The 11,003-nt window shown below is 72.0% G+C and carries 12 protein-coding genes and 2 pseudogenes; 12 read left to right on the forward strand and 2 right to left on the reverse strand.

Features of this window, described 5'->3' with window-relative positions; genetic code table 11:
* The 8 genes and pseudogenes from ACZ3IG_RS35940 to ACZ3IG_RS35975 form a co-directional block, all read left to right on the forward strand.
* A pseudogene (locus ACZ3IG_RS35940) lies at positions 1–745 on the forward strand (DUF2637 domain-containing protein); the annotation flags it as partial.
* Positions 742–1,023 carry a hypothetical protein gene (locus ACZ3IG_RS35945; protein WP_467437444.1) on the forward strand — a complete coding sequence of 94 codons (282 nt, stop codon included), beginning with the start codon at positions 742–744 and terminating at the stop codon, positions 1,021–1,023. The pseudogene ACZ3IG_RS35940 and the gene ACZ3IG_RS35945, both read left to right, overlap by 4 nt.
* A complete protein-coding gene (locus ACZ3IG_RS35950; protein WP_467437445.1) occupies positions 1,020–1,466 on the forward strand; it encodes a Pycsar system effector family protein in 447 nt (148 codons plus the stop codon). The genes ACZ3IG_RS35945 and ACZ3IG_RS35950 overlap by 4 nt, the downstream gene beginning before the upstream one ends.
* A complete protein-coding gene (locus ACZ3IG_RS35955; protein WP_467437446.1) occupies positions 1,463–1,825 on the forward strand; it encodes a DUF7739 domain-containing protein in 363 nt (120 codons plus the stop codon). Before ACZ3IG_RS35950 ends, ACZ3IG_RS35955 begins: the two co-directional genes overlap by 4 nt.
* Complete coding sequence (locus ACZ3IG_RS35960; protein WP_467437448.1) at positions 1,822–1,962, forward strand: hypothetical protein; 141 nt, start codon at positions 1,822–1,824, stop codon at positions 1,960–1,962. The genes ACZ3IG_RS35955 and ACZ3IG_RS35960 overlap by 4 nt, the downstream gene beginning before the upstream one ends.
* A gap of 993 nt (positions 1,963–2,955) precedes the next feature.
* Positions 2,956–4,665, forward strand: coding sequence for a rep family protein (locus ACZ3IG_RS35965; protein ID WP_467437449.1), 1,710 nt, complete (start codon positions 2,956–2,958; stop codon positions 4,663–4,665).
* A 39-nt stretch (positions 4,666–4,704) separates the two neighbouring features.
* Positions 4,705–4,944 carry a hypothetical protein gene (locus ACZ3IG_RS35970; RefSeq protein ID WP_467437450.1) on the forward strand — a complete coding sequence of 80 codons (240 nt, stop codon included), beginning with the start codon at positions 4,705–4,707 and terminating at the stop codon, positions 4,942–4,944.
* Positions 4,945–5,046: 102 nt separating this feature from the next.
* Positions 5,047–5,214, forward strand: coding sequence for a hypothetical protein (locus ACZ3IG_RS35975; protein ID WP_467437451.1), 168 nt, complete (start codon positions 5,047–5,049; stop codon positions 5,212–5,214).
* Positions 5,215–5,216: 2 nt separating this feature from the next.
* Here the strand turns inward: ACZ3IG_RS35975 and ACZ3IG_RS35980 are convergent, their stop codons facing one another.
* Both ACZ3IG_RS35980 and ACZ3IG_RS35985 read right to left on the reverse strand, forming a co-directional pair.
* A complete protein-coding gene (locus tag ACZ3IG_RS35980) occupies positions 5,217–5,417 on the reverse strand; it encodes a hypothetical protein (protein ID WP_467437453.1) in 201 nt (66 codons plus the stop codon).
* Between the two features lie 1,023 nt (positions 5,418–6,440).
* A complete protein-coding gene (locus ACZ3IG_RS35985) occupies positions 6,441–7,172 on the reverse strand; it encodes a GntR family transcriptional regulator (RefSeq protein WP_467437454.1) in 732 nt (243 codons plus the stop codon).
* Between the two features lie 121 nt (positions 7,173–7,293).
* Between ACZ3IG_RS35985 and traA the strand changes: the two genes are divergently transcribed.
* From traA to ACZ3IG_RS36005, 4 genes and pseudogenes are all read left to right on the forward strand, one after another.
* Positions 7,294–7,815, forward strand: a complete 522-nt coding sequence (gene traA / locus ACZ3IG_RS35990) for a plasmid transfer protein TraA (RefSeq protein ID WP_467437455.1) — start codon at positions 7,294–7,296, stop codon at positions 7,813–7,815.
* A 14-nt stretch (positions 7,816–7,829) separates the two neighbouring features.
* Entirely contained in the window at positions 7,830–9,890 is a 2,061-nt protein-coding gene (traB, locus tag ACZ3IG_RS35995; protein WP_467437457.1) for a plasmid transfer protein TraB, read from the forward strand.
* 195 nt (positions 9,891–10,085) lie between these two features.
* Positions 10,086–10,559 carry a hypothetical protein gene (locus ACZ3IG_RS36000; RefSeq protein ID WP_467437458.1) on the forward strand — a complete coding sequence of 158 codons (474 nt, stop codon included), beginning with the start codon at positions 10,086–10,088 and terminating at the stop codon, positions 10,557–10,559.
* Positions 10,556–11,003 (forward strand): annotated as a pseudogene (locus ACZ3IG_RS36005) (DUF2637 domain-containing protein); the annotation flags it as partial. The gene ACZ3IG_RS36000 and the pseudogene ACZ3IG_RS36005, both read left to right, overlap by 4 nt.

Genomic DNA, 11,003 nt, shown 5'->3' on the forward strand with positions numbered 1-11,003 from the left:
CCCGGCGGTGCTCATCGTCGTCGCCGAAGCGTCGCTCAAGTGGCGCAAGGAGATCGCCGCCGCGTCCGCCCGGATCGAGGCTGAGCGCCGTGAGCGCGAGGACGCCCGCCGCCGTGAGCAGCGTGAGCGCGAGGAGCGGGCGCGGGCCGACCGCGAGCGTGAGCAGGAGGCCCGGCGGCTGGAGCGTGAGCGCCAGGAGGCCGCCGACCGCGAGCGCCGCCGCGAGGAACTCGCAGACCGTGAGCGGGAACGCGAGCACGCCGCCCGCCTCGCACGCGAGGAGCGGGAAGCCGCCGCCCGCCTGGCCCGGGAGGAGCGCGAAGCCGAGATCGAGCGGGAGGAGCGCGCGGAACGCCGCCGCCGCGAAGAGCAGGACCGTCTCGACCGAGAGCGCCGCGAGCGGGACCGCCAAAACCGCGAGCGCCGTGAGCAGGAGGCCACCCGCGCGGCCCAGGAGGCTGCTCAGAAGGCCCTGACGCCCCGTACGGCTCCGGAGGCACCCGCACCCGCCCTCGCGGCCGTGAGCGCCGCCAAGAGCACCACCCGCCCGTCGGTGAGCGCCACCGTGAGCACCCCCGCTCACGAGACCAAGCCCGCCGGGAAGATGAGCGAGACCGACGCCCGCCAGGCCGTCGTAGACGGCGTCCGCGCGGGCCGCTCACAGCGGGAGATCGCCGCGCTCACCGGATGGTCGACCGGCTGGGTCGCCACCCGCTGCAAGGAGCTTGAGGGGGCGGCGGCATGAGCCTCTTCCTGCTCATCCCCTCCTGGCGCGTACGGGTCGTACTGCTGTGGCTCGCCCACACCCCGTCCGCCGCGATCACCCCGCTCGCTGGGATCGGCCTGCGCGAGGTCCTCGGCTGGGACACCCCGGCCTGGGCCTCGCCCGCCGTCGCCCTGATCACCATCACCCTTGCCGTGGCTGTCTTCCTCGGCTTCCGCCTTCACCACGAACTGGACCGCCCCGGCATCCCCTGCCGCTGGTGCGACGCCGGAGTCGAGACCGAGGAGGACCTGACGTGAGCACCCAGCACACGCTCGTCGAGCAGCACGCCGAGGTGAAGGCGGAGATCGCCCGCACCGACACCAAGACCGGACTCCTGCTGGCCTTCGTCGGCGCGGTCGCGGCCGGCGCCTGGACCGTCGCCCGCGGCCTGCCCATGAACGCCGCCTCGTACATCGTCGGCGGCATCGGCCTCGCCCTCCTGGTCGGCGCGGCCGGCCTCCTGCTCCGGTCCGTCCGCCCGAACCTCGGTGGTGGCCACGGCTTCCCGCTGTGGGCCACCCTCACCCCCCAGCAGCTCACCGAGACCGCAGAGGCCCGGAATCTGCCCGCCGACATCGTTGGCCTGTCCCGGATCGCCGTCGCCAAGTTCACCTGTCTGCGCCGGGCCGTCGACCTGACGTGCGCGGCCGGCGTCCTGCTCGTCCTGGCCGTCGTCATCGCCCTCGGAGGTGCCGCATGACCCGCAAGCCGCAGATCGTCGAGCATCCCGAGCCGCACGTCGTCGTCTCCCACGGCGCCGACTTCTTCGGCGAGGACCGTCACCCGCTCACCGTCCTCACCGCTCTCGCCGGATACGCCGAGGGCTGCCTCTCCCGCGACCGGCGCGGCCCGCTCCTGCTCCTGCTCCAGGAGTACGGCGACGGCGGGACCATGACGCCCGCTCAGGCCGGGGAGATCTCGCAGCTCCTCCTCGACCTCGCACGCCACCGCTTCGTCAAGGCGTCGGCCGCCGCCCGGGCCCGCGCCCTGGCCGACGCCGCCGCCCGGGCCGCTGCCGCAGGCGAGCCCTGGACCTGGGCCGTGGAGGCTGGACGATGAGCCGCCCTGGAGAGAAGTCCGACGGCTTCGCCGGCAACCGCCCCTGCAGCCGGGCCAACGAGCGGCTCGGTAACAACGCTCGGGGCAGCGAGCACCCCAGCACCACCCGCAGGCCCAAGGGGCCTAAAGCCTCCTGACGCACCGGAGCCCCGTCGGCCTTCCGCTGGCGGGGCTCCCTTCGGCCCTCCAAACCCCACCAGCCCCACCAGGGTTTTTGGACTTTCTGGACCGCCCTACGCGCACGCGCGTACGCGTGTGCACCTGCGCAACCAGCGCAACAACCGTTCGATTCACCTGCGTTCGCCCCGGTTCGACCGGCCCACGCGTAACAGATCCCGCCGCGAGACGTACCGGTATGGGGGACCAGCCCCCTGACCAGCGGAAAGGAACATCCGTGGAACTCGTGAGACCGTCCTACGCGCGCGCGGGGCTCATCTGTAATGGATCAGAGGGTCACCCCGTCTACCAGGACGTGAGCACTCTCCAGCCGACCCCCGACTTCCCCGGCCTCTGGATCGCCGCAGCCCCGATGGCGCGTGCGTCCTACGCCTGCGTCTGCGGTCACATCGAGCACGCGGCCGGCCGCGCCGACGTCCGCCAGCTCGTCGTCCGTCACCAGGAACACGCCGCCCGATGTGCACGGGTCATCGGAGCGTCAGGCGTGCCGAGGGGAACGTCCGTTGCGCGAGGTGGCAGGATCAACCCGAGAAAAGCGAAACGGCCAGGGGGCCTAATCCCTGACCGCTTCTGACGTCCACCCGGCTTGGCAACCAAGGGACTCGTCTGTGTCCAGCGTACGTGACGCCTCGGCGTCTGCAACACCTACTGCTCCGCGCGCCGCCGGGGTTGCGCCGCTTACCCCTCCAGGTGAGCGAAGTGCGGCCATGATCGAGCATCAGCTCTCTGGCCCCCGCTGTCACTGCGGGACCCCAATTACCCACACTCCGGGCAAACGCCCCAAGATCTACTGCTCCGAAGCATGCAAAAAGCGCGCAAAACGTGCCATTGCGCGCGGTGAAGCCCTCCCCACCCCCGGCCGGTCGGGCGGCACCTCCGGCACCAAAAAGGGACGCGGCCTTGGTACTACCGCGAAAACTACGGACATGCAGGTCAGCGGCCCGCATCTTGACGTGTCCACTGACAACCCGGTCGCGTTCAGCGGTTCGACGCGCGGCACCGTCATGGAGTCCGACGCCGACACGACGGCCCGCGACATCCGGTTCGAGATGCGCGAGGCCCTGCGCGCCATCTCCGGCCTGGAGCGCCTGGAGCGCTGCGGGATCTCCGTCCTCGCGGGCGGCGTGACCCCCACCCTGCGCAACGGACGCGCCGGGTACGCCGGGGTCGTCACCTGCGGCTCGGTGCACGTCTGCCCGTGCTGCTCGACCTCGATCCGCCGCGTCCGCCAGGACGAGCTGGACCAGGTCGGCCAGTTCTGGGAGTGCCAGAGCTGCGGCCTGGTGATGATGACGCTCACCATGCGCCACTACGAACGCGACCTCCTGGCCGACTTGGAGGAGAAGCAGCGCGCGGCCTGGAAGGCCGGGTTCGGCATGAACGCGGGCCGCCAGTGGCGGCAGGCGAAGAAGGACTTCGGCATCCGCGGCTTCGTCCGGGCCTGGGAAGTCACCCACGGAGAGAACGGCTGGCACTGCCACTACCACGTCCTGCTGTTCCTGGCCCGGCCCCTCGCGGCCGGCCGCGTCGAGAAGCTCCAGCACCTCGCGTTCGAGGTGTGGTCGGAGGCGCTGGTCAAGGTCGGCGCCCGGATGCCGGTCGAGGTCTCGGAGAAGGACGGCAAGCCGGTCGGCGTGAAGATCGACGCCCCGGACCGTGGCGAGTCGGGCCAGATGGCCCGCTACCTGATGAAGGGCCAGGACGGGAAGACCCGTTGGGGAGTCGCCGCCGAACTTACCCGGCTCGACGTCAAGCAGGGCCAGGGCGGCCACCGCACCCCGTTCGAGATTGCCCGCGACGCCATCGCTGGCGACGCCCGCTCGGTCGAGCTGTGGCGCGAGTTCGTGGTCACCGCGACCGGCGTCCGGTCCCTGTACTGGTCCAACGGCCTGCGCAAGCTCCTGCGGGAGATGGGCTTCGAGCTGGACGACCGGAACGACAGCGAGGTGGCCGCTGAGGAAGCCGCGCAGGGCAAGCCGCTCGCCTGCATCCCCGCCTCGACCTGGTACCGGCACATCGCCCGGCACAAGGGTCGTGCTCTCGCCCTGCTCAAGGCCGCCGAGAAGGGCGGCACCGCCGCCGTCCGCGCCCTGATCGATTCGTGGGGGCTGATCTGGGGCGCCGACGTCACGCCCCCGGAGACGCTGCCGTCTGACGGCACGCTGCCCACCGCAGACGAGATCCTGCGCCGGTCCGAGCGGACCACCCTCGCCGCCCGCGCCGAGGTCTGGCGCCAGGGCTTCGCCCAGGCCGAGGCCGCCATCATCAAGGCCCGCGCCGAGTACTTCGCCGCCCACCCCGACGCACCCGAGTACGTCGCCAGGGCCAAGGCCGCCAAGCGGGCCGCCGCCGACCGGGACGAGCAACTCGGCATCGAGGACCAGGAGCACGACGAGCTGCTCGCCGCGCATGCTGAGTTCGTCCGCCGGCGGAAGCTCGCCGCGGTCGCGCACGCCGACGAGACCGCCGCCGCGTTCGACCGGCTGCGCAACCCCGACCGGCCGGTCAGGCCCAAGGTCAGCCTCCGCAAGAGGCACAAGCCCGCTGTGCCCGCGCCCAGCATCACGCCTCCCCCGGCCGACGCCGCCTCGGACACCTGCCGCACCTGCTCCGGGAAACTCGCCCCTGCCCTGATCCCCTACGGCCGACACGCTCTCTGCTGATCTACCTCAAAACCCCGCCCCAACCTTCGGAGAAACCCCGTGACCGACCTCACCGCCACCGAGCGGGAGATGGCAGAGACCGCCCTGCGGATCGTCGCCGACATCGCGCGCCTGGGCGTGCTCTCCGATCAGGAGCCGGTCCCCCGGATCAGGTGCGGACCGGCCACGCTGCGGACGGCGGAGACGCTGTACGCCCACGCCGAGCAGCTCGCCCATCGGACCGGCGACCGGGAGTTGCTCGACCTGGTCGCCAGGACGCCCCGGCCGGACGCCTGGTAGCGCACCCTCCCGTCCCCGACCGCCCTCGGTCGGGGGCACCGGCGGTGGTAACTCCAAGCCGATAACTTGCTCGCTGTGCAGGCACCGACCGGGGAGACGCTCATGGCCGCAGACCAAGACCACCAGATCGCGGAGTTGAGGGCCGCTCTCCAGGAGGCGGTCCGATGGCTGTACTTCTGCGCTGGACGGGAGGCGGCCACCGACCCGGCCCAGTCGGAGAGCCTGGTCAAGGCTGCTGACGAGATGACGGATCTGCTGGCCCGCACCTGACGTCAGTCCGCCTCCTGGCCCGGTCCCTCCCCCAGCGGTCGGCGGCCGGGGCGGTCGGCGGGCACCTGGTCGTGGTCGACGTCGCGGCCGGCACTCGGGTCGATGCGCTCGACGGGCAGCAGCCGCGGGGCCGGATCAATGGCGGCCGGGGTGGTCGGGGAGGTGCTCGGACCGGTGCCGAGTTGGCGTCGCGCGGTGCTCATGACGGGAGTCTCCCGCGTGCAGGTGGGTGCCCGTGCACACACGTGCACGCAACGGCCGAGCAAAGTGCCAGAGGTGTAACGCCTCGGCGTGCTCCTGGTGGTGCTCCGGGTGAGCGGCCCGGGGGCGGCCGGGCCGCGGGGCGAAGACAGGAGCGGCTCGGCCGGCGGCGGGCCGCTCGGCCCGCGCTGCGGGCGGGCCTTGATGGAGTAGGGAAACTCTTACCGCGCCCACCCGCCGCGCCATGAGACGTGCCGCGTACGGTCATGCGCCATGAAGCACGACATCCCCCGGGACCCTGACGGAGCGAAGCTCTGCGCCTGGTGCGGCTCCCCGATCCAGCAGAACGGCATCGGCCGGAGCAAGGACTACTGCCGCCGGAGCTGCCGCCAACGGGCGTACGAGGCGAGGAAGCAACGAGAGGCCGTGGTCGCTGCCGTGGCGGCGGCCGTCGCGCGTCGAGATTCGTCACGTGACAACTCCCGGGGCTACGACGAATCGTCACGTGACGAAATGCGGCCCGCAGCTCCGGTCCCTGCTCCGGGGCCTCGGCCGGTGCCGCCACCTCCTCGTCCGGCCGTGCCGCCGCCTCTGCCGCCTGGGCCTTCGCAGCGGAAGCGCCGGCGCTTGCTCCCTCCCCCGCCGGGCCGGTCCCGTCCGGAGGCTCTGCCGCTCTTCGATCAGCCGGACGCTCAGCCACCGACGGATCCGCAGGGCTGACCAGCTCGACGGCATCGGCCGCATCGCGGCAGCAGCTGCTCCCCATCAGCCCTGGACGGGCGGTGAGGTCGCCTCACGCTGCCTAGCCTCGCGACGGCGGGGGTACGGCGCTCAGCCCCCGTCCTGGCCCGTCAGACGGCCGCTCAGCGCCGCACGCCCCCGCCCCTCCGCCGCCAGCCTGCCGCGAGCACAACAGCGCGAGCGGCAGTCGGCGGACGGCTGGCCATGTAAACCGCTCAGGGGTGCCGCTCCTGGGCAGCACAAAGCCCCCACCGGGGACTTCGGCGGGGGCTCAAGGTGTTCGGCTACTCGGTGGCCATCTGCCAGAGGCCAGGGGCATACACGTCCTCCCAGACCTCCAGCGGCCCTTCCTCGTCGTGGAACGTCGTGTGGAGTACGAGTACCGGCACGGCCGCGCTGGGCGGCACGTCGACCTCCAGCGCTGCCAGTTCATCGGTGCTGGCCAGACGCGCGCCCCGCCGTTCCGGCGACCGCTTCACCTCACGGCCCGTCCGCTGCGTGTACGTGGACTGCCAGAAGGGTTTGAGCTGCCCCTGCTGGAGAAGCTCGGGCATCGTCGCCAGGGCCCGCGGGTGGATCAGGGAGAGGGCGACGACGGTCGGCCGGCCTTCCCGTCGAAAGACCCGGCGGCGGATCACCACCTCGTCGTGCAGCTCGATGCCGAGTTGCTGCGCGACGTCGGCGTCCCCGCAGCTCCGCAGCATGGCCACGTGGTCGGTGCTCGTCTCGTCGGGCGCGTAGTGCTTACCCGTCCGGTTCAGCCTCTCCAGCCGGGCGGCGCCCGTGGATACGACCCGTGGCCGCAGTGCGACCACGGTCGCCGAGCCGGGACGGGACGTCGTGTAGCCCTCTGCCTTGAGCTGCTTGTACGCCCGGTTCACCGTCGCCATCGACACGCTGAAGTGGTCCCGGACCGCCTCCATCGTGGGCATCCGCTCGCCGGGCTCAAGGTCCCCGTCGTCGATCTTCTGCCGGTAGTGCGCCGCGATATCGGCGTACCCAACCCGCTTTGTCATAGCTCCTCCGCTCACCAGCGCTCTACCTCCAACGTAGAGCACTCTGCCATAGGTTGCATGTAGAGTACTCTACGTGTAAAGGTAGAGTGCTCTACTACGGAGACGCGATCATGGAGGAAGCATGGCGAGCACACAGTCGGGAGCCACGGGCCGGAACAGCAGCAGCAAGTTCGCGAACGCGGGTGCGGCGGCTGGCGGGTTCGTCGGCGCTATGGGCGGGTCGTTCGTCCCGCCCGTCAACGTGACGATCAACCGCACGACCAACAACGGCGCGGGCACCGGGCAGGGCGGCCGTCGGTCCCAGTTCATCCTCGGGGAGCCCGAGTTCAACAACACCGACGACGTCCGCAACTACTGCAACCACCTGCGGGCGCTGATGATCCAGGCCGCCATCGAGCTGGCGATGGCCGCCAAGATCCTGGAGGCCCGCCTGGGCCAGTCCCTGCCGCTGCCGGGCGAGAACAAGATCCAGACCAAGATGCGGGCGAAGAAGGTGGCCTGGAAGCTCAAGCGGGCCTCGGACGGGGCCACGGCCGCCGCGAAGAACGCGGTCGCCACCTACGCCGCCTTCCAGCGCGAGTACGCGGACCTGATGCGCCCGCGCCCCCAGCAGACCGCGTCCACCAACCCCTTCAAGTTCTGAGAGGCGGTACTCCGATGGCCAGCAAGGACGTTCAGCAGCAGCACGAAGACCGCCTCAACTCTGGCGGGTCGGGCATGGGTGCCTGGCTGTGGCACCGGGCCAAGCCGTACACCCCGCCGTGGATCGTCACTGGCGGCGTCGGCCTGGCCGGTGCCGGCGCCCACGCCATGTGGGGCGACTCCGCGTGGGCGGGCGTCGGCCTCACCCTGGCATCTGGCCTCCTGACGGCCGGTACCTGGTGGGCGGGCAAGTCGACGGGCCAGCAGCGCCGCCTCCACTCCGCCATCACCGTGGCGGCCGGGTCGGCGTGGCTCACCTCCGCCGCCCTGTCCGGCCCGCTGACCGGCCCGCTGCCCGACCTGTACCTGATGGGCGGCGCGACCCTCGCCCTGTCCTGGAACATCCGTCAGGTCATGCGCTCGTCGGCCCCCGAGGGCTCCGGCGAGTCGTCGGACAAGGGCCTCCTGGAGAAGGTCGGCCTGGCCCGGACCAAGCTCCGGGACGTCAAGGTGGAGCCCAACCGCGTCACCGTCCCCTACGAGCTGCCCGCTGGGGAGCTGACCAACGACGACGTGTCCAAGGCGATCCCGAGGATCGCGTCCGCCCTCGATGTGCCGACCACGGCCATCCGTGTCCAGCACGACCCCGACAGCGCCAGGAAGGGCCAGTTCGTCATCGTGCCCGAGGACATGCTCAAGACCCCGACCGTGTGGCCCGGCCCGTCCGCCCCCGGCGAGTCCATCGCCGTGCCCCTGCGGATCGGCGTCTACGACGATGGCAGCGACCTGGTGCTCCCGCTCCTCGACGCGATCCACATGCTCATCATGGGAATGACCGGCAGCGGCAAGACCGAGGGCGCCCTCGACATCCTCTTCGAGGTTCTCTCGCGCCGAGACGTCTCGGTCTGGCTGGCCGACGCGGCAAAGGCCGGCCAGGACTTCCAGCCGCTGCTGCCCGCGCTGGACTGGGCAGCGCTCGACAGCCCGTCGGCCGCCGCGATGGTCGCCGCTGTCCAGGCCGTCATCCCCGCCCGCACCGCCTGGCTGCGTGACCACGCCTACCGGGCCTGGGAGCCCGCGGCCGCCAAGAAGCAGACCGACAGGGCGCACTCTTGCAAGGCGGGCGGCTCCTGCGGCTGCCCTGGAATGCCGTACCTGATCGCCTGGTTCGAGGAGGCCGCCAAGCTGCTGCGCGAACTGGGTGACGACGCCTTCACCGGCATCGCGCAGGAGGCCCGGTCCGCCGGCGTCTCGCTGTTCGTCTCGATGCAGCGCGCCTCCGGCTACCAGCTCTCCACCGACACCAGGTCCTCGCTCCCGGCGGCCATGTGCTTCGGAGTCCGGGGCGACGACGCCTCGTTCGCCCTCCCTGAGGAGGTCCTGGAGGCGGGCGCCAACCCGGCGGCCTGGGGTAACAAGCGCAAGGGGTACGTGTACCTGGTCAGCGCAGGGGTGGACGAAGACCTCTACGCGAACCCCGCGAGGACGTTCTGGACTGGCCCGTCCGGCGCCTACGAGAAGGCCGGCCGCTGGCTGGTGGACACCTTCGCCTCGGTTCGCCCGACGGGCCCCGGCACGGTGACGGAGGCCGCTGCCGGGATGGTGGCGGGCGAGCTGTTCACCAAGCGTCGCGAGCGGGTGGCCGTCCCGGCCGCCCAGGCCGCCGCCCCCGCCGCTCCCACTGCCCCCTCGGAGATGCCCGTGGCCGCGCCCTCGACGCCGTCGCCGACGGACGCCCAGGCGTCGCAGCAGATGGTCGCCTCGCTCGTCGACGCCGAGGACGTCGGCCTGGACGCCAGTGCCGAACTCCCGCCGGCCGAGGGATCGGCGGTCCTCCCGGCGGGCAAGCCGTCGCCGGAGGAGGCGCGCGAGCTGCTCGACGACCTGGTGCAGATGCTCGCCTCGGTCGGCCCGGGCACGGTCGCGGTCAAGGACCTCTCGCCGTACCTCGACCAGATCGGCCGGGACCGCTCCTGGGTCTCCAAGCAGCTCAAGCGGCTCGCCGAGGAAGGGCGCCTGGCCCCCACGGGCGAGGAGGGCACCTACCGCCTCCTGCCCGTCCTCGCCGGGGTCTGACGGCCGCCGCACACCCCCGCACGCCCCGCACAGCCGCACAGTGCGAATCCCCACGTCACGCGGCGTGTGAATCGGGCCGCACACCGGCCCGCACACCCCCCGCACAGCAGGGCCGCACACCCCCCGCACACCGAACGACGACGGACCGCCCCGCAGCAACCGGGGCGGCCCGCCCGATGACCACGGAGGAGACCCGTGACCACCGACCCGAAGCATCTCACCGATTCCGAGGCGTCCGCCGAAGCCGCCCGCCTGATCGCCGAGGCGTACCGGCCGGAGGCGCCGGCCACCCCGACGTACTTCCGCGACGACACCCCCGTCCCCGCGTACGGCACCACCCCGCCCGTCCCGCAGCCGGACTCCCGGATCGTCCCCCAGTGGGCCGCCGGGGTCGCCGTGGCGAGCATCGGCGTCGGCGCCGGCGTCACCGGGCTCGGGTGCGGCGCCTGGCTGATCCTCCAGGGCCTGGCCTCCGTGACGCTGACCGGCGTCCTCGCTGTGACCCTGCCGTTCGCCGGAGTTGCCGCCGCCGCGACCGCCATCGGCTCCGCGTTCGCCCGGGTCCGCCGGGCGTCGATCACCAACGTCTACAAGGGCACGGTCGTCCAGCGGACCGAGGTCACCGCGACTTCCCGCGGCTTCCTCTCCCGCGCGAAGGCGGGGCGGTGACCGTGCGGATCAACACGCAGGAGCAGGTGGACCAGGCGGAGAAGGTGCTCCGCCTGTCCTGGGTGATCGTCTTCGGCGTCATCCTGTTCTCGGTCTTCACCGTGACGCCGCTGGTCGAGCGCTCGACGCCGGAGGGCTGGGAGTGGTCGGCGCCGATCCTCCCGCTCGTGGTCGACGTCGCCGTGGTCATCTCGATCCGGGTCGACGCGATCGTCTCCCGCCTCGGTGGCTCGACGACCGGCTGGCCGCTCGCCCTGCGGGTGCTCACCGGCGGCGCGTCCGTCGCACTCAACATCGGGCACTCCGTCCTCGATGGCGACTGGGTCGGCGCGCTCGTGCACACGGCCGCCCCGGCGGTGCTCATCGTCGTCGCCGAAGCGTCGCTCAAGTGGCGCAAGGAGATCGCCGCCGCGTCCGCCCGGATCGAGGCTGAGCGCCGTGAGC

Source organism: Streptomyces sp. NPDC016677 (assembly GCF_055562815.1).